Raw genomic sequence first — 18,333 nt, 5'->3', positions numbered from 1 at the left:
GCGAGCAAATCGGGCGGAGGAATTGAGAAAGGGGAAATCGTCCAATTGGATGATTTCCCCCTTTTTAACCTTTTATTGCTGGTATTTTCATTTTGACTGTAAACTCTTCTTCCTTATATACAAAGTCTAAAAATCCATTTGATTCATCAATAATATCTTGGATTAGCTTTGTGCCGAGTCCTTCATGACCCTCTCCTTTTGTCGTTTTTCCGAAGTTCACGAACAGATGATCAAGTACATCTGCTGGAATCGGCAGGGAGCTATTTTTGCATTGCAAGATAAACAAGCCACTTCGCTTGAAGAATTGAAGAGTAAGAAATGATTGTTGGGTATATTTTTTCTGCCATTCTTCACAAGCATCTATACCATTTGATAACAAATTTCCGATTAAAGCAATGATTTGTTGATCTGATAATGGCAAAGTAGAGAGTGGTAAATCAAAGTCATATACAATGTCAATATTAAGTGCTCTCGCTTTACGATACATTTGATGGAGAATACCTACAACCACACCACGTTCGCCCTTGATTGAAAGGTTTGTTTCTTTATAGCCTTCAACCAATTCATCCAAATATCGTTTTGCTTCCTCGTTCTTTCCATTTTCAAGCATAAAATGTATCGCGGATACATGCTTTAAAAAGTCATGGCGTTCACTGCGGACAATCCGAAAGGTTTCATTAAATTGAGCACGCTGTTCGTCAAATTGTTTGGCCTCTTCTAACAAAGATTTCAATTTTTTTGAAGTTGATATTCGCGATATCAGTAAATAAAGGCTTAAAATCCCTACAACTATTGTGATGCCCCAATACATTATTACGCCACCCTTTAAGGGAGTTAAAAAATCTGGTGAAAATGAACCACATATATTTTCTTCGTCCATTTTCCCCTCCATTTTAACAACCACTAAAAATAATTTTGCTGTAAAAAGTCTACTTTTTCCTTTGTAATCATTGCTTGTTCTTCGATTCCTTCAAACGTGACAATATAGGAATTTTTCGCATAGAGTGAGAAGTTTTTTACATAGTGAATATTGATGATGAACGAACGATGAGACCGAATGAAGTCTCTTTCGCGCAATTCCCCTTCCAACTCATTAAGAGTTTGATAGGTTTTAATGGGTCCTGACTTTGTAAAAATGGTCGTTGACCGACCTGAACGTTCAATAAAAATAATGTCCTTCTTTTGGAGAATATGTATTTCGTTCTTTTGTTTTAAATACAACCTACCGTGAATTTCAGCCGACTTTGTTTTTTCAAGTAATCGCTCAATCGATTTCACTAAGCGTTCCTTCGGATAAGGTTTCATTATATAATCATGGACATTAAGTTCAAATGCATGGACGGCATAACCGCTACTTGCGGTTACAAAAATCACAGAAATATTAAGTGCATGAGTGTGAATGATATCGGCAAGTTCGTATCCTGACAAATTTGGCATCTCAATATCGGCAATTAATAAATCAATTTCTTCTTTTTTTATTTGTTGGTAAGCTTCCTCTGCAGATAAGGTAGAAAAGACAATCTCAACATCAGGAATACCACTCACAATTGCTTTTAACTTATCCAAATCAATTAAACGGTCATCCACAAGACCAACCTTCATAGTTAAATCGACCTCACAAAATATGCATGTAATACTTGTCATTTCCAAATATAGTATCTTTCTATTTTAACACCTTTATAGGGAAATTTGGCCTATTCGCGACAAAAAATGGAACATTCGCGACATAACTAGAGATTTTATAGGGAGGTACGGCTATGATTAAGACATAAGAACAAGACGAGGTGGAAAATATGATTGAAATCAATGAAGTGACAAAAAGATTTAAAGATAAAAAGACTTCTATAACCGCATTAAAACATGTGAGATTTTCTGTTGAAAAAGGGCAAGTGGTTGGCTTATTAGGGGAAAATGGAGCTGGAAAAACAACACTCCTTCGAACTATTGCAACTCTTTTAACTCCAACAGATGGCAATGTAAAAGTGGCTGGGTATGATACACAGAAAAATCCAGAGGAAGTGAAAAGAAGAATAGGGGTCTTATTTGGTGGTGAAACCGGCTTGTATGATCGTCTAACAGCCCGTGAGAATTTAGAGTATTTTGCTGCTCTTTATGGATTAGGTAAGCATGAAACAAAAGTAAGGATTGATGAATTAGCTCGAATGTTTGGAATGAGAGATTACCTGAATCGTAAAGTCGGTGGATTCTCTAAAGGAATGAGACAGAAGGTAGCGATTGCGAGAACACTTATTCATAATCCTGAAATTATTCTTTTTGATGAACCGACTACCGGCTTAGATATTACTTCTTCAAATGTATTCAGACAGCTTGTTCACCAGTTGAAACGGGAAGGCAAGACGATAGTTTTCTCAAGTCATATCATGGAGGAAGTATCCATGCTTTGTGATTCAGTTGCAATGATGCACAAGGGAGAGCTTGTCTACCATGGGGATTTAAAGGAGCTTTATAAATTAGAAGGAAGTCAGGATTTAAACTATATTTTCATGAGTAAACTTGTTAGGGGGAACGAGACATATGCTTCGTAAAATATATTTAAAGGAACTAAAAGATTGCTTTAGAGATCGTCGGACACTAATACTTACTGTCCTATTACCAATTCTTATGATGTCAGGAATGACGTTTTTCTATGAAAATATGATGTCAGATGGGGAAGGCGAAACGTATCAGCTTGCAATCGAAGAGTCTTCCATGAATGAAGCAGAACGAATTTTTTCAGGAGTAGAGAATGTAGACCTAATTAAATCTTCCAATCTGGAACAAACCATTCAAGACGGGGATGCACAAGGCGGATTACAATTAACACCGAATTTCATTGAGGCTACTCAAAATGGGGAAGAAGCTTCAGTAACGTTGATTGGGGATTCATTTAGTCAAAAGTCTACTCAATTAAATGCGATTATCATGAATGCTTTAGCGGTTTTTGAAAAAACAGTTGTAGCTGAGAATCTTCAGAAAGACGGGGTTAATCCGTCAGTTATGCAGCCATTTGCAGTTGAACAAATCGAGCTTACAAATGAGGATCCAAATGTTGAAATGCTTGCATTTTTAATTCCCTTAATCTTATCTGTTGCAATTGGTGTTGGTTCTGGACCTTCTGCATCAGACTTATTTGCAGGGGAAAAAGAGAAGAAAACAATGGAAGCTCTCTTAATGACACCGGTTAAAAGATCTACCTTGCTATTTGCAAAATGGCTAACGATTGCCACAATTGGTTCAGTGATAGGCATTATTACATTGGGTGTAGTTGCGTTGGAAATTAATTTGTTTACTGAATACCTAAAAAATGCCGTATCGTTTGGTGATGACGCTTATTTAATCATTGGACTCGCGATTTTACTATCGATTATCTACGCTGCATTCACGTCATCATTAATCATGATTACAAGTATTGTTGCAAAGACGATTAAGGAAGCTGGAAGCTATAGTAGCCCTATTATGATGATTGCGATGTTCCCTGCAATGATTATAGTTGGGGTTGGAGTGAACGAACTTACAACTTTTCATTTCCTTGTACCGATTATGAATTTGTTTACTTTATTAAAAGAATTGATGTTCGGAATTATTAACTATGAACATATTCTACTTGCATTTGGTAGCTACATCGTTTGTATGATTATCTTCTTTGTGATTGGGAGATTTATGTTTATGAAAGATAAATGGGTAATGAATTAATGAATGAGCACCTGCCTCCGTTTTCAACAACGGCACTGGCAGGTGCTTTTTGATATAAAAGCGCATTTTATTTAGATTTACTTTGTCTATCATCTAGACAAACTTTAGATAACTATGTAATCTAGTGTTAAGAAAATGAATAAAACAGTGGTAATTTGCCACAGTGAATAGAAAGGATTGGGTGCTATCTATTGAGAAGGAGAAAATCGAGTCGATAAATTTGAAAGCGATTTAAAAGATTCGTAGAAGGGGAGAGGTTCAAATGACAAAAGGGGCATTTTATACAGGTGAATATCGGAACTTGTTTAAGGAATACGGGTATTCAGAGGAAGAGGTCCAAGCTCGTCTTGAGGACACTTGGAATCAAATCTTTTATGGGGATGAAGATACAAAGATTTATTATGAGAGTGAGGATGGTGGCGGCTATCTAGTTGATACAGGTAATAATGACGTACGTACAGAAGGCATGTCCTACGGGATGATGATGGCTGTACAGCTTGATAAGCAAGAGGAATTCAACCGTATCTGGTACTGGGCAAAGAAAAATATGTATATGACTGAAGGTGTTCACGCCGGATATTTCGCTTGGTCCTGTGGCCTTGATGGTAAAAAGAATGCATACGGGCCAGCACCAGATGGAGAAGAGTTTTTTGCATTAGCATTATTCTTTGCTTCACATCGTTGGGGTGACCGGGAAGAACCATTTAATTATAGTGTCCAAGCAAAAGAACTACTAAAAGATTGTATTCATAAAGGTGAAAACAATGATGGTTTTCCAATGTGGAATCCAGACAATAAACTTATTAAGTTTATCCCGGATTGTGAATTTTCAGATCCATCCTACCATCTACCTCATTTTTATGAGTTATTTGCACTTTGGGCTTATCCAGAGGACCGACAATTTTGGAAGGAAACAGCTACTGCAAGTAGAGAATATCTAAAGCTTGCTTGCCATCCTGTGACAGGGTTAGCTCCTGAGTATGCGCACTACGATGGAACACCGAATCATATTAGAGGTTTTGGTCACTTCTTCAGTGATTCCTACCGAGTAGCAGCTAATATTGGGCTTGATGTGGAGTGGTTTGGTAGCAATGAGTGGGCGAAGGCAGAAGCAGATAAAATACAAACATTCTTTGCTGACAAAGATCCTGAAGATTATCGACGTTATAAAGTTGATGGTGAGCCATTTGATGAAAAATCCCTTCATCCTGTAGGATTAATTGCTACAAATGCGATGGCTTCTTTAGCAACAGTTGATGGTCCGTTTGCAAAAGAGACTGTGGATTTATTTTGGAACACACCTGTACGTAAAGGGGTAAGACGCTATTACGATAACTGTCTGTACTTATTTAGCATGCTTGCATTAAGTGGTAATTATAAGATTTGGAAGCCTGAAAATGGTAGAAACCAAACTTATGAGGGAAGTCTTTCCTAGACTTTTAATGTCCATTCATCATTAAAAGTGATTTACTACATACAACGTAAGACTTACGTAAACTTAAAATACCTGCCAGAACCGTTGGAAAAACGGTGGCAGGTGTTTTTGATTTAGACATCTTGAGCATATCTCTCATCTGGAATTTTTGTAAGAGTAACATATAAACTCACATTTTCAGTGCCATTATTAACAAAGCTTAAACTCTCATCTCCATTACAAACAATCACATCGTTCTTTTTCACTTTGACTTCCTGCTCATCAATTGAAAAGGTACCCTCGCCACTAAGAACAAGTAGATAAACATTTGAACCTGGGTGCTTATGGGGAGGTAATTCTTGATTTGGCATAAAATTTAGTACAAAGATAGTACTTCCACCTTCTTTAAAGATAACACGCTTTGTAAGTTTTTCCTCAATATATTCGATAAAGTTGTTGAGCATTTCCTTTTTCATTTGAATCGCCCCTTTAAATGTTTTCTTCATTTAACTATTCCCATTATAAAGTAGGATTACAAGCCCTACAGTGATTTATATCATTGAGCTTTAAAAACTCCACATTAATCTTAAAAAGGAATATATATTATTCAATATAATTAAATATGAAGGGAGTGTTATATAACAATAATGTTGAGTTGTTTATAGGGATGAACTATAATTTTTAATATGCTGAATATTCAAAAATAAAAGGAGGAATGGATGTGCAAGCTTTTGCGGATTGGGTAAATGGGATTCTTTGGAGCCCGGTCATGATTTATGGAATGCTTGGGGTAGGGCTATTATTTTCAATTTTAACTCGCTTTTTACAAGTAAGGCATATCAAGGACATGACAACCCTAATGTTCAAAGGGAAAAGCTCTGATGCAGGGGTTTCTTCTTTCCAAGCGTTGGCCGTTTCCTTATCGGGGCGTGTTGGAACAGGAAACATTGCAGGAACAGCAACCGCCATTGCGTTTGGTGGGCCAGGAGCTGTATTTTGGATGTGGGCCATTGCTTTTATTGGGGCAGCCACTTCTTTTATTGAATCAACATTAGCTCAGATTTACAAAGAAAAGCAGGATGGTCAATATCGAGGGGGACCAGCATATTACATAGAAAAAGGGATTGGGTGGAAATGGTATGGAATTGTATTTGCAATTGCTACCCTTCTAGCTATGGCATTTTTAATGCCAGGAATCCAATCAAACTCTATTGCTGCTGGGCTAGACAATGCTTTTGGTATGAATAAATGGGTAACTGCAGCTATTTTAGTAGTGCTAATCGGTGCCATTATTTTTGGTGGAATTAGAAGGATCGCAAATGTTGCACAGTATGTGGTTCCATTTATGGCAATAGGTTATATCTTAATGGCAATTTTCATTATGATTATGAATATTGGTCAGTTACCAGCCGTAATCGCCTTAATTTTTAAGAGTGCTTTTGGAGCAGAGCAAGCATTTGGTGGAATTATTGGTATGGCAATTTCTTGGGGAGTAAAACGTGGGATTTATTCAAATGAAGCGGGTCAAGGTACAGGACCACACGCAGCTGCTGCGGCAGAGGTATCACACCCTGCAAAACAAGGGTTGGTTCAAGCTTCGGCAGTCTACATTGATACACTATTGGTTTGTTCGGCTACTGCATTTATGATTTTATTTACAGGAATGTACAATGTGCAAGCACCTGATGGTAGTTTTATTGAAAATAATTTAGGGGAAACGGTTGAAGCAGGTCCTGCGTTTACTCAAGCTGCAGTAGAAACAGCATTACCAGGATTCGGTGCTGGATTTACAGCGATTGCGTTATTCTTCTTTGCCTTCACAACAATTATGGCATATTACTACATGGCTGAAACAAATATTGCATATTTAATTAGAGGTAGGGACAGTAAGGTGGCCATGTTCATCCTAAAAATTGTTTTATTAGCATCTATGACATATGGGACGGTAAATGAGGCAAAGCTTGCATGGGCTTTCGGTGATATCGGACTGGGACTAATGGTTTGGCTGAACGTTATTGCCATACTCATATTAGCAAAACCTGCATTGATTACCTTGAAGGACTATGAGAAGCAACGTAAGGCAGGGATTGATCCTGTCTTTAATCCAGAGAAGCTTGGAATTAAAAATGCCGATTATTGGGTGAAGGACTATGTTCATGATGATAATCCATCAGGTTCACTAGCCAATAATGATAAATCATTCCCAGGATAAAGGGAAAAAGGGACCTAACAGCATAACAGCTAGGGGTCCCTTTTACATTCGTTTAATATGAAATAATCATGCCACCCTTACCAGCATATGTTCCCATTGTTGCTCCCATATAATTGAGCAAGACTTCTTTCGGATGAAATTGGGTCATAATTTCATTTTTTAACGCTTCAGCTTCCTCAATATTACCTGTATGAGTTATCCCAAAAATGGTTTCGGAAAAGTCTTTATTGGATATTTTTATTACTTCAAGTAAACGTTTTTGAGATTTCTTTTTACCACGGACTTTTTCAAACATTTCTACGGTACCACCTTCTCCTCTTCGTAATAAAACCTTTATGTTTAGGAGTTTTGCAAGCGAACCTTGGAATTTGCTTAAACGACCACCCTTCACAATATTTTCGAGAGTGGCTAGTAAAATGTAAATATTCATATTGTTACGGTATTCCGTGAGGCTATCAATTATTTCAACAATTGAATGTCCTTTGTTTGCTAGTTCAGCAGCTCTAATTATTTGCATACCGTGACCTAACGAGCCTGCTAACGTATCAAAAACTGTTACACGATTATCTGTAAGGTCCTTTCCAATGGTGGCAGATTGGTAAGTGCCACTTAACCCCGATGAAATCGTCAAACAGAGAATTTCCGACTCAGCAGGGAATTTGGAATATGCTTCTGCAAAAGTAGCGGGAGAGGGCTGTGAAGTCTTTGGTAGTTCGGTTGTCGCAAACATTTTTTGAAAGAATTCATGTGGTGTTAAATCCACACCTTCTTGAAAATCTTTTCCACCAATGGAAACGTTCATGGGAACGACTGTAATATCATATTTTTGAAGAAGCTCAATTGGGAGGTCCGCTGAGCTATCTGTTACTATTTTAATCATCATATATCCCTCGCAATTTCAACAATCTACTATATGTAAGTATATCATTTCCTTATGAAATATATGTTTTCAACACTTGCAACGGTTTATTTTTCATAAAAGAATTTAAATATATGCCATACTAGTTTAAAATTAAACGTATACACAAATTGAGAATGTTTAAGGATGGTCTATTATGTCTGAAGAAAATATTACGAGGATTGAATTAGATGGTAAGGAATATATATTAATCGGAACAGCCCATGTTTCTAAGCACAGTGCTGAACAAGTGAAGGAAGTTATCGAGTCAGAAAAACCTGATTCAGTATGTATTGAACTTGATGAACAACGATATCAATCAATGATGGAAGGTAACAAGTGGAAGGAAATGGACATTTTTAAGGTCATAAAAGAGAAGAAGGCTACATTGCTTCTCATGAACTTAGCGATTTCTTCTTTCCAAAAGCGAATGGCAAGCCAACTAGGAATTAATGCTGGCCAAGAAATGTTACAAGGAATTGAATCAGCAAAGGAAGTAGGGGCAGAATTAGTTTTAGCGGACCGAAACATTCAAGTAACGTTTTCGCGAATTTGGAATGCGGTCGGTTTTACTGGGAAAATGAAATTATTGATGTCCATTGTCTATAGTATTTTTAGCAACGAAACAATTACTGAGGAAGAGCTTGAAAAGATGAAGTCAAAAGATATGTTGAATTCCATGTTAACTGAGTTTTCAACAAGCTTTCCAAAATTAAAAACGCCACTCATCGACGAGCGTGATCAGTATTTAGCTCAGAAAATCAAACATGCTCCAGGAGAAAAGGTAGTAGCCGTACTTGGGGCAGCACATGTGCCAGGAATTCAGGAAGAAATTAAAAAAGAACATGATTTAAAGAGGCTTACTCAGTTACCACCAAAATCAAAAGCGCCAAAAATAATTGGTTGGGCAATTCCGATTTTAATCGTGGCGGTCATTGTTTATACGTTTTTTGCAAATCCTGAGGCAGGGTTGCAGCAAACATTAAGCCTTGTTTTATGGACAGGCTCTTTTTCAGCAATTGGTGCTGCAATTGCATTAGGACATCCACTTACGATTGTGGCTGCCTTTTTTGCGGCACCTATAGGAGTCTTACACCCACTAATTGCTGCAGGATGGATTGCAGGATTTGTCCAAGCTTTCTTACGACGTCCAAGTGTTAAGGATTTTGAAACACTTTCAACCGATGTCTATAGTGTAAAAGGATTCTGGCATAACAAAGTAACACGCATCTTACTTATTATTGTCTTATGTAATCTAGGCACATCACTCGGTTTATTTATCGGTGGGGCAGATGTTGTGAGACTATTTATAAAAAATCTATAATATACAAAAAGGCCTGTCCAATTGGACAGGTCTTTTGAATATTAATTTACACCCTTCATGAACTTATGAATCTTAGGTGATACGAATAATAAGAGGATACCTAGAACAATAGATGCTCCACCAATTACTCCAAAATAAGTCATTTCTGTTTCAGGAGTATAGAATTTAACAAGCTGTGCATTAAGAGCTTGAGCAGCAGCATTTGAAAGCATCCATAAACTCATCATCTGTGCTGTAAACGCTGCTGGTGCCAATTTCGTAGTAGCAGAAAGCCCTACCGGTGAAATTAATAATTCCCCAATAACGACAATGAAATAGCTCAACACTAACCAAAGTGGATTAACTAATGAATCAGTTCCACCAAAGTATGCTGGTAATAGTATCACTAGGAATGATAGACCAGCAAACAGCAACCCTAATGAGAATTTTTTTGGAACAGAAGGCTGACGATTTCCAAGCTTAACCCATAACCATGCAAAAACAGGTGCAAAAATAATAATAAATAATGGGTTTAAAGATTGGAACCATGCAGGTGAAATATCAAAACCTGCAAAATGTAACTGTGTACGTGTGTCTGCATAATTGGCAAGAATTGTAGCACCTTGTTCTTGAATCGACCAGAACATCACAGCAGCTATGAATAAAGGAATATATGCTAAAATTCTTGAACGTTCAACATCTGTAGTTTTTGGACTACGGTACATTGTGACAAAATAAATAGTAGGAATTAAGAAACCAAGTATACCAATAAGTGCGATAAAGGAATCAAATGTAAGGATGCCTGCCGGAATTGCAATAGCAATTAAAATAGCAAGAATGACAACTCCAAGACCAATCCATGTATATACCTTTTTCTTTTCCTCAGGCGCAAGCGGATTTGGAACAATTGTCCCAGCAAGGCCAAGATTTTTTTTCTTTGTAACCACAAACATGATTAATCCTGCGAACATACCGACTGCGGCAATTGCGAAACCTAAGTGGAAATTATGCTTCATTCCTACTTCACCAACGATTAACGGGGCAAGGAATCCACCAAGGTTAATACCCATATAGAAAATGCTAAATCCAGCATCACGTCGTGCATCTGTTTCACTGTAAATCTCACCGACAACACTTGAAACATTTGGTTTTAATAAACCTGTACCAAGAACGATAAGAACCATTGATATAAAGAATAAAGTTAGATTACCTGGAATCGCAAGTGCGATATGACCAAACATAATTAAAATTCCGCCATAAAATACAGCTTTAGAAGTACCGAAGATTCGGTCTGCTAACCATCCACCAATAATACCTGACATATAGACAAGTGATCCATAAATTGACATGATTGCAAGGGCCGTGTGTTGGTCAAGTCCTAGACCGCCTTTAGACACTTCGTAATACATATAGAATACGAGAATTGCTCTCATACCATAATACGAGAATCGCTCCCAGAATTCTGTAAAGAAAAGAGTGAATAGTCCTTTAGGATGTCCGAAGAATCCTTTTTGAGGAACACTGTCCACAATATTCTGTCTATTATAGCCTGACATAACATAACCTCCAAAATAGTATATTGGTATAATAATCTAAATTATTTCATTATGTCAAACATAAGAAAATTCTGATTTGGGGCTATATTTTATAAGGTTTCTAATTTTGTGTCGATTGAAAGTGTTTTTCTTTAATGTTTTATTAATAAAATAAGCAGATTGCATTAGCAGTCTGCTTGGAGTTTCCATATATGGATAATTTTTTATCTATTTGTGGTGTGAATTATATAAAATGTATAATAATGCCAGCATAACGATATCCAGTCTCGCTGCAAATGCGAATTGTAGGAAACCTGTATGTAGAATGGGGACTTTTACCAAAAGGATTGCCGCAACCATAATGACGAGTAAAGGGATTGTTGCTTTTTTAACCTCTTTATTTATGGCGATGAGAATTCCACAACCAATTTCAAGAAGAATGACGACATACATGATTAACTCAGGTGCAGGTAATGGTAGATTCATAAAGACTGATTGTAATTCATGACTAAAAAGCTTCAGTGAACCAGATGTAATAAACACATAGGCAACAACATATCGAATGAGATTTATAGTTGATAAAGTTTTATTCATAGTCTTGATTCCCTCCTTTTTCTATAACTCTATGCCAAAAGGGACAAACTATTCTTAAGATAATCTTTTGAAAAATAAATAGACTAAAAGTAGTAAAAAAGAACCCATTCTCCTCTCATGAATAAAATAGGCAAAAGGCATCTTTAGAGAGGGTGATGTATGGTGTCTATTTATGATAGAGTACGTCCGAATGGGATAATTGCCTATACTTCGGGTCGAGGCGGGCAATATGATATTTGGCTTTTTTATATTCACAACGGGACTCGGATAAAGCTTACAAATGGGTTAGCAGATTCATTTTCAAAGCCAGTTTGGTCAGGTGATAATAGTAAAATCGCTTTTATCGGGCAGAACAGGATTATATATGTGATTTATCTTTCAACTGGAAAAATTGCAGCCATTGACCAAATTGGACCTAATGAGGACTTAACGCTGGATTGGTCTCCAAACAGTCGAGAAATAGCATATACAACACGAAATCACATTATGATGTATGATGTATTATCACATCGTTCAACAAGTATTTCAGCTCAAGGTGCATCACAACCTCAGTGGTTTCCTAGTGGAAGGGAGCTACTTTTTCAAGGAGTAGATACATCAGGCAAGCAGCAATTATTCCGAATCGCCATAAACGGGACTGTGAGCAGGCAACTCACGAATAATACAGAAGGGCCATTACACGATGTTTCACTTTCTCCAGATGGGACATTTGTCCTTTATACAACACCTGGAGCCAGTATTTCCCTTATTCGCACTATAGATTTGTCAACGGGAAAAATTTACGAAATGAAAGGGGGAGAACAAGCGAAAAACTTTTACCCTGCATGGGCTCCAAATTCCCAACTGATTGCTTTTAGTGCAACTGCTTATACCGAAGGAAATGGCTATTATAATGAAATTCGTGTAGTCGAAAAACGGGGTGACAATGAACGGGTTCTTACAACATCAACTTGTTTTGCAACCCCTGTTACTTGGTCACCTGATGGACGAATTATTGCTTATTTATCTGGCTGTTCCGAACAAGGTTTTGCAACCGAAATCTGGATGGTAGATGTACAGAATCCGACCCCTGTAATGCTTACGAGGGATTCTTTAATTGGAAATGTTAGCTGGTCATCGGGGAATGATCTTCCTACCATTGGGTTTTTTAAAAATGAAATGTATAGAATTCAACTTTACTATCCATCAAACTGGAAACAAGTGGATGCGGAAAGATATGAAGGGGAAAATGGATTTTTTCAAATATCAGCAATTGGCGGTGGAGATGATATTCATGAAGTATGCAAGGGAGAGGCATACCATAAATTGATGCCATATGGCTCTTCCCCTCACGTTTACCAAACAAGAATTCGTGGTCAAGAAGCATGTCTGATTTATCCTTCTGCTGACCAACCCCCTGAAATGAAGCGACAAGCAGCAGCAATTGTCAAATATCCGACTCCTGTGCAAATTGAAGGTTCAACCTATCATTACTTTATTCTATGGGCGGATGAAAACCATCTTCATTCAATCGCACGAACAATCACGTTTTTATAAAAATGGGGCAAAGCTGGCAGTATCAGACGATTAGCATATACCCAAACGTACGATGCGATTTGCTTAAGCCAGATACTGATGGACACGTCAGCTAGACATCGATTGAAAAAAAGAGTTGCAACACGTTGGTTGCAACTCTCAGACTGTTGACAAACGCTCGCATCCTGCGTTGCTTGCCTCGCTCGTCCGCTCATGAAGGCAACTTCTATTCGCGTCTTCACTCAGCTGCGCGCCTTGTCTGACAAGCGCTTTCAAGACAGTCTGGGACTTGAGTTTAAATTTAGATATCCTTAAAAATTCATGTAGACAAAGTCAGTACTGACTTTGTCTACACTCTGAGAGTTGCAACACGTTGGTTGCAACTCTTTTTACATTTCGCGCAGTTGTTTAGAGAGTGTAGTAATCTCTTCCTCAATTTCTGCAATTTGGCGTTCAAGTGGTACAATATTGCCGTTTACAGAATCTAATTTTTCCAAATCGTTTTGAAGGCGTACATAGTCCAATTTTAACTCGCGAATTTTGTATTCCAGTTCTTTTTTATCCATTTTTTTGTCCTCTTTCTCAGTTTTTCCCTCATTATACCATTCTTTATTTGGCCTCGCTTGGTTCCGGAACACGTGTTAAAATGATGAAACCAATGATAAAGAGGATAACTAAGCTAAATACTCCAGTGTTTGATTTGCCAGTTATTTGAGCTGTTACCCCGACTAATAACGGCCCCATAATGGATGCAAACTTTCCGAAGATATTATAAAATCCAAAGAACTCATTTGCGTTTTGCTTCGGTACAAGCTTAGCAAAATAAGATCGACTTAAAGCTTGAATTCCACCTTGAGAGGTTGCGACGAGCATCGCAAGGATCCAAAAGTCGAGGGTGGTTTTTAAGAAAAAGGCATATACACAGACGATAATATAAACAAATATGCCGACATATAGCATCTTTTTACCTGTGAATTTTTGTGCAAGTCTACCATAGAGCATTGCAAATGGTGCGGCAACAATCTGTGTAACAAATAATACGATTAATAGGCTGGTAGCACTGATTCCTAGGTCTGTTCCATAGGCAGTAGACATCGAAATTACGGTACCAACTCCGTCAATATAAAAGAAGTAGGCAAGTAAGAACAAAAACAAGGCACGGTATTTTTTAATTTCTTTAAAGGTGGTTCCAAGTCGCTTGAAGCTATTTACAATTGGATTTGGTTCACGCTCAATATAATAGCGCTGATGCACATTTTTAAATAAGGGAATAGAGAAAAGCCCCCACCAAACTGCTGTAATGATAAACGCAATTTTGCTGGCGATGTTTGCTGAAATAGGTAGTATTTCTTTTTGAGCAAGTAAGATAATCGCAATGGCTAGTAAGAAAGGAATCGTACTACCGATATAGCCTAATCCATATCCGCGTGCAGAAACGCGATCCATTTTCTCTTCATTAGTGACATCAACTAGAAAGGCATCATAAAACACATTCGCTCCTGTTGAGCCTAAAGCAGCAAACGTATAAACAATTAATAAAAGTAACCAACTATCACTTGGAATAAAAGCTAATAGTGCTGTTGCTGATACCCCTAGGGCAAAGAAGAACGTGAAAAACTTCTTCTTGTAACCTCTATAATCAGCAATTGTTCCTAAAATAGGCCCAATAATCGCTAAAATAAACGTAAAAATAGCAATAGTGTAGCCGAGATAAGCAGTCGAATCCGAAGGGCTGACACCTGCATTAGTAGCCGCCGCCTTATAAAAAATCGGAAACACAGCCGTCGTAATAATAATCGAATACGCCGAATTGGCCCAATCATAATACATCCAACTCGACTCCTCTTTCGTAAACCCCCTCATCCAATAACCCCCTTCTGAAATGTGAACCAGAGGGACGGTTCTTCTGGTTCACTGTTAACCTGAAATTAGTCTGAACCAGGAGAACCGTCCCCGTGGTCCCATAAAATCTCTTCAATAACGCGACCGTCGGTTTGGCCGAGGTTGAGGCCAAGTAGGCGGGCAAAGGTTGGCCCTTCGTCTATTAGATGCATGGATGGAATTTCAATGTTTGGCCGAATTCCTTTTCCGGAAGCGATGACCATTGTTGTGTAATTTTCTTTTTCAGGTGAGTAGCCGTGGCTTGCGAAGGTGTAACGTTTTTCACGCACATCTTCGACTTGGATATAGTCAATATATTCACCATCATGTTGCTCTTTAAAATAGTAGCCAAGTCGGGCTTCAATCATGAATGCTGCCTTGTCATCTGCCCCTTTTTCCTTTGCTTCACTACTTGATAGAATTCGTTCAATTCCACTGTCCTCATTTTCAATGAGATTTGTTAAAAGAACTTTGACCTTGTCTTTTACTACTGTATCGTCTTTATCTTTCATATAAATATATGCTGAGCCATCACAGCTTTTGCAGTAAGCCTTCCAATCTATTATTTTTCCATCACTGTTGACGGTAATAAGACCTGATTTCCTCAATAATACATTCAGCTTAACTGCTTTGGATTCATCTAACGCACTGTGGTCACCCAATGCGACAATCGTCGTTTTTTCAAAAATCCCACTTTCTTTTAGGGCGTTCATTATTTTACCGAGTCTTTCATCATGACGTCGAAGCGCCTCCATTGCTTCATCAGAAGAAAAGCCATGGTAATGTCGCTGTGAATCAAGGTCGACGAAATGGACAAGCATGAGATTGGGCTTTTTCGTTTTAATGGTTTCGACAGTTGACTCTAGGACAAAATTATCAAGCTCAGGCTGATTTAGTCCATTTCGAAGATGACCAAATTTGCGGTTCATCTCCAACTGATATATTGGAGTACCATTAAATAAAGAAACAAAGATTTGATTATGCCATGGCCGATTTGCAAAGATTTCCGGCATATTATAATCAATATTTGCCTTTGCCGTAACAGGCCATAGAAGTGCAGCTGTTTTCATACCTGCCTTTTTAGCCTCATCATACAAAGTTGTTCCTCTTATATGTCGTCTGTGCCAATACCAGTCTGGTGAAAGCCTACCAGGTTGTAGAAATGTATTATTCACAATTCCGTGATTCCTCGGGAACTTACCAGTGACAATCGTTGCATGGCATGGATAAGTAACCGAAGGATAGATGGTTTCAACATTTCGGCAAAATGATGCATGCTCTAAAAGCTTCTTAAAATGGGGAAGTTCTTTGATAATCGGGAAATCAAGTGATGATAGGCAATCAAATGAGATGACTAATAAGTGTTCAGTGAGTCGAGACATGTGATCCTCCATCCAACAAAAATCTTGTAATCTATTAACAATATAACAGAAAATTGGCAATTGTAATACGAAAACTATGTAAAGACAATATAAAAAAGTATTCATTTTAATGGGAGATGCAATATAATAATGGTTATGGTTCGATTACTACCTTAGTTCAGCAGAAGTCCCGAACTTCTGCTGTAAAGGTAAAGCCTCCGGCGGATGCCACAATTTTTCCACGGTAGTTTTTCGAGGAAGCTTGAAATAAAATCGGGCGTAATTCCGCCAAGGCGCATTTGATTTGAAGGAGAACGTATCATGCACGAAACCAACACCATAAGAGAAAAAGTAAAACTAATATTTGTTATGTTGATTCCAATTTTAATTACACAGCTTAGCATGTTTTCCATGGTATTTTTTAATACAATCATGACTGGTAGATTCAATTCTTCTGATTTAGCGGGGGTAGCGATTGGCTCATCCATTTGGAATCCGATTTTTACCGGATTAAGTGCGATTTTACTTGCCGTTTCGCCAATTGCAGCTCAACGTTTTGGTGAAAAGAAAAGCAATGAAGTGTCGACAGTTGCTTCAAGTGGTATTTATTTAAGCTTTATTATTGGGTTTGTAGTTATTTTGGCAGGGGTTGTCTTTTTAACTCCTTTGTTATCGATGATGAATTTGCCAGAAAATGTACATCAGACTGCACATGATTATTTAGTTGGATTGAGCTTTGGAATCATTCCGTTGTTCATCTTTAATGTATTGCGGTCATTTATTTATGCATTAGGGATTACAAGAGTTGTCATGTTTATTTTAATAGTATCTGTACCTATTAATCTTTTATTAAATTATGTACTGATTTTCGGTGCTTGGGGCTTTCCGTCACTTGGTGGTGGAGGAGCTGGTTTAGCCACCTCCATTACGTATTGGGTCATTGTGGGGATTACTGCTTATATTGTTATCACAAAAGACCCGTTTTCATCCTATAAAATTTTTGTGGGGCCAGTCGGCTTTACAATGAAAGAAAGTAAGGAAATTTTAAAAATCGGTATTCCAATGGGATTATCAACCTTTTTTGAAACAAGCATGTTTGCAGTTGTGACAATCTTAATTAGTAAATTTTCCGTCACAACAGTTGCAGCTTATCAGTCCGCACTTAATATTGTTTCCTTCCTATATATGATACCAGTGAGCATTTCCATGGCATTAACTGTTTTAGTAGGGTATGAGGTAGGTGCACGCCGCTATAGGGATGCGAAGATATATAGTTGGCTTGGGATTGCTCTGTCAATGATCATTGCGCTTGTAACTGGATTACTAGTGATTTATTTCCGCTTTGAGGTGGCAGGGCTTTATTCGACGGAAACAGCGGTTATTTCATTAACAGCTCAATTCTTGATTTATGCCTTATTTTTTCAAGTATCTGATGCCATTCAAGCAACGGCACAGGCTGCACTTAGAGGATATAAAGATGTCAACATTGCGTTTGTTATGACGTTGATTGCGTACTGGCTTATCTGCTTACCGGTAGGATGGGTGCTTGCTCATTTCACTGATTTGGGAGCAGCCGGATATTGGCTCGGCTTGGCATTTGGTCTACTTGCAGCTGGTGTCGGCTTATCAGCAAGACTCATACGCATCCAACGCACACGGTTTTCGGAGGAAAAGATGGCAGGGTAGGTTCGTTAGGCGCTTCCGAACGCATGGATTTAGCTCTCGGAGACAACTTGCACAATCTTTCTTGTCTTTGAGAGATAGGTTCTCGGAGACAAAACAAACCGGAGTATGCCGAGGAATGTCTTTGATAGCTGCTCTCGGAGACAAAACAAACCGGAGTATGCCGAGGAATGTGTTTGATAGCTGTTCTCGGAGACAAAACAAACCGGAGTATGTGAGGAAAGTGTTTGATAGCTGTTCTCGT

Annotated in this window: 16 protein-coding genes; 7 read left to right on the top strand and 9 right to left on the bottom strand. The window is 38.0% G+C overall.

Going from position 1 to position 18,333, the window contains the following annotated elements:
* Positions 1-64: 64 nt before the first annotated feature.
* Positions 65-880, bottom strand: coding sequence for a sensor histidine kinase (locus BTHG_RS25075; protein WP_010677530.1), 816 nt, complete (start codon positions 878-880; stop codon positions 65-67).
* A gap of 23 nt (positions 881-903) precedes the next feature.
* Positions 904-1,602, bottom strand: coding sequence for a LytR/AlgR family response regulator transcription factor (locus BTHG_RS14890; RefSeq protein WP_010677529.1), 699 nt, complete (start codon positions 1,600-1,602; stop codon positions 904-906).
* A 191-nt stretch (positions 1,603-1,793) separates the two neighbouring features.
* On the opposite strand from BTHG_RS14890, the gene BTHG_RS14885 reads away from it, so the two are divergent.
* From BTHG_RS14885 to BTHG_RS14875, 3 genes are all read left to right on the top strand, one after another.
* Positions 1,794-2,546 carry an ATP-binding cassette domain-containing protein gene (locus tag BTHG_RS14885; protein WP_010677528.1) on the top strand — a complete coding sequence of 251 codons (753 nt, stop codon included), beginning with the start codon at positions 1,794-1,796 and terminating at the stop codon, positions 2,544-2,546.
* The gene (locus tag BTHG_RS14880; protein WP_010677527.1) at positions 2,536-3,693 is read left to right on the top strand and encodes an ABC transporter permease; all 1,158 of its coding nucleotides are present in this window, start codon (positions 2,536-2,538) and stop codon (positions 3,691-3,693) included. The genes BTHG_RS14885 and BTHG_RS14880 overlap by 11 nt, the downstream gene beginning before the upstream one ends.
* A 262-nt stretch (positions 3,694-3,955) precedes the next feature.
* On the top strand, positions 3,956-5,128 hold the full coding sequence (locus BTHG_RS14875; protein WP_010677526.1) for a glycosyl hydrolase family 8: 1,173 nt from the start codon (positions 3,956-3,958) through the stop codon (positions 5,126-5,128).
* Positions 5,129-5,241: 113 nt separating this feature from the next.
* Here the strand turns inward: BTHG_RS14875 and BTHG_RS14870 are convergent, their stop codons facing one another.
* On the bottom strand, positions 5,242-5,613 hold the full coding sequence (locus tag BTHG_RS14870; RefSeq protein ID WP_010677525.1) for a cupin domain-containing protein: 372 nt from the start codon (positions 5,611-5,613) through the stop codon (positions 5,242-5,244).
* A 263-nt stretch (positions 5,614-5,876) separates the two neighbouring features.
* Between BTHG_RS14870 and BTHG_RS14865 the strand changes: the two genes are divergently transcribed.
* Positions 5,877-7,319, top strand: a complete 1,443-nt coding sequence (locus BTHG_RS14865; protein ID WP_232284484.1) for an alanine/glycine:cation symporter family protein — start codon at positions 5,877-5,879, stop codon at positions 7,317-7,319.
* Between the two features lie 52 nt (positions 7,320-7,371).
* On the opposite strand, the gene BTHG_RS14860 is transcribed toward BTHG_RS14865, so the two are convergent.
* Complete coding sequence (locus BTHG_RS14860) at positions 7,372-8,199, bottom strand: DegV family protein (protein ID WP_010677523.1); 828 nt, start codon at positions 8,197-8,199, stop codon at positions 7,372-7,374.
* 175 nt (positions 8,200-8,374) lie between these two features.
* On the opposite strand from BTHG_RS14860, the gene BTHG_RS14855 reads away from it, so the two are divergent.
* Positions 8,375-9,541, top strand: coding sequence for a TraB/GumN family protein (locus BTHG_RS14855; RefSeq protein WP_010677522.1), 1,167 nt, complete (start codon positions 8,375-8,377; stop codon positions 9,539-9,541).
* A gap of 41 nt (positions 9,542-9,582) precedes the next feature.
* On the opposite strand, the gene BTHG_RS14850 is transcribed toward BTHG_RS14855, so the two are convergent.
* Both BTHG_RS14850 and BTHG_RS14845 read right to left on the bottom strand, forming a co-directional pair.
* Positions 9,583-11,076, bottom strand: coding sequence for a peptide MFS transporter (locus BTHG_RS14850; protein WP_010677521.1), 1,494 nt, complete (start codon positions 11,074-11,076; stop codon positions 9,583-9,585).
* A 207-nt stretch (positions 11,077-11,283) separates the two neighbouring features.
* Positions 11,284-11,649: a DoxX family protein gene (locus BTHG_RS14845; RefSeq protein WP_010677520.1), complete on the bottom strand. Its 366-nt coding sequence runs from the start codon at positions 11,647-11,649 to the stop codon at positions 11,284-11,286.
* 159 nt (positions 11,650-11,808) lie between these two features.
* Between BTHG_RS14845 and BTHG_RS14840 the strand changes: the two genes are divergently transcribed.
* Positions 11,809-13,185: a TolB family protein gene (locus BTHG_RS14840; protein WP_010677519.1), complete on the top strand. Its 1,377-nt coding sequence runs from the start codon at positions 11,809-11,811 to the stop codon at positions 13,183-13,185.
* A 368-nt stretch (positions 13,186-13,553) separates the two neighbouring features.
* On the opposite strand, the gene BTHG_RS27110 is transcribed toward BTHG_RS14840, so the two are convergent.
* The 3 genes from BTHG_RS27110 to BTHG_RS25070 form a co-directional block, all read right to left on the bottom strand.
* A complete protein-coding gene (locus BTHG_RS27110) occupies positions 13,554-13,730 on the bottom strand; it encodes an SE1832 family protein (RefSeq protein ID WP_010677518.1) in 177 nt (58 codons plus the stop codon).
* A gap of 43 nt (positions 13,731-13,773) precedes the next feature.
* A complete protein-coding gene (locus BTHG_RS14830; RefSeq protein WP_010677517.1) occupies positions 13,774-15,027 on the bottom strand; it encodes an MFS transporter in 1,254 nt (417 codons plus the stop codon).
* A gap of 65 nt (positions 15,028-15,092) precedes the next feature.
* The gene (locus tag BTHG_RS25070) at positions 15,093-16,427 is read right to left on the bottom strand and encodes an alkaline phosphatase family protein (RefSeq protein ID WP_010677516.1); all 1,335 of its coding nucleotides are present in this window, start codon (positions 16,425-16,427) and stop codon (positions 15,093-15,095) included.
* 300 nt (positions 16,428-16,727) lie between these two features.
* On the opposite strand from BTHG_RS25070, the gene BTHG_RS14820 reads away from it, so the two are divergent.
* Positions 16,728-18,092 (top strand): MATE family efflux transporter, encoded by a 1,365-nt coding sequence (locus BTHG_RS14820; protein WP_010677515.1) that lies wholly within the window; start codon positions 16,728-16,730, stop codon positions 18,090-18,092.
* Positions 18,093-18,333 lie beyond the last annotated feature (241 nt).

The organism is Bacillus timonensis, from assembly GCF_000285535.1.
GTDB lineage: Bacteria > Bacillota > Bacilli > Bacillales > Bacillaceae_L > Ferdinandcohnia > Ferdinandcohnia timonensis.
The sequence above is the reverse complement of the archived record's forward strand: the minus strand, read 5'-3'. Positions and strand labels throughout refer to the sequence as shown.

Coding starts and splice junctions, on each gene's coding strand:
- BTHG_RS25075 (WP_010677530.1), bottom strand. CDS start 880: ATGGACGAAGAAAATATATGTGGTTCATTTTCACCAGATTTTTTAACT.
- BTHG_RS14890 (WP_010677529.1), bottom strand. CDS start 1,602: ATGAAGGTTGGTCTTGTGGATGACCGTTTAATTGATTTGGATAAGTTA.
- BTHG_RS14885 (WP_010677528.1), top strand. CDS start 1,794: ATGATTGAAATCAATGAAGTGACAAAAAGATTTAAAGATAAAAAGACT.
- BTHG_RS14880 (WP_010677527.1), top strand. CDS start 2,536: ATGCTTCGTAAAATATATTTAAAGGAACTAAAAGATTGCTTTAGAGAT.
- BTHG_RS14875 (WP_010677526.1), top strand. CDS start 3,956: ATGACAAAAGGGGCATTTTATACAGGTGAATATCGGAACTTGTTTAAG.
- BTHG_RS14870 (WP_010677525.1), bottom strand. CDS start 5,613: ATGAAGAAAACATTTAAAGGGGCGATTCAAATGAAAAAGGAAATGCTC.
- BTHG_RS14865 (WP_232284484.1), top strand. CDS start 5,877: ATGATTTATGGAATGCTTGGGGTAGGGCTATTATTTTCAATTTTAACT.
- BTHG_RS14860 (WP_010677523.1), bottom strand. CDS start 8,199: ATGATTAAAATAGTAACAGATAGCTCAGCGGACCTCCCAATTGAGCTT.
- BTHG_RS14855 (WP_010677522.1), top strand. CDS start 8,375: ATGTCTGAAGAAAATATTACGAGGATTGAATTAGATGGTAAGGAATAT.
- BTHG_RS14850 (WP_010677521.1), bottom strand. CDS start 11,076: ATGTCAGGCTATAATAGACAGAATATTGTGGACAGTGTTCCTCAAAAA.
- BTHG_RS14845 (WP_010677520.1), bottom strand. CDS start 11,649: ATGAATAAAACTTTATCAACTATAAATCTCATTCGATATGTTGTTGCC.
- BTHG_RS14840 (WP_010677519.1), top strand. CDS start 11,809: ATGGTGTCTATTTATGATAGAGTACGTCCGAATGGGATAATTGCCTAT.
- BTHG_RS27110 (WP_010677518.1), bottom strand. CDS start 13,730: ATGGATAAAAAAGAACTGGAATACAAAATTCGCGAGTTAAAATTGGAC.
- BTHG_RS14830 (WP_010677517.1), bottom strand. CDS start 15,027: ATGAGGGGGTTTACGAAAGAGGAGTCGAGTTGGATGTATTATGATTGG.
- BTHG_RS25070 (WP_010677516.1), bottom strand. CDS start 16,427: ATGTCTCGACTCACTGAACACTTATTAGTCATCTCATTTGATTGCCTA.
- BTHG_RS14820 (WP_010677515.1), top strand. CDS start 16,728: ATGCACGAAACCAACACCATAAGAGAAAAAGTAAAACTAATATTTGTT.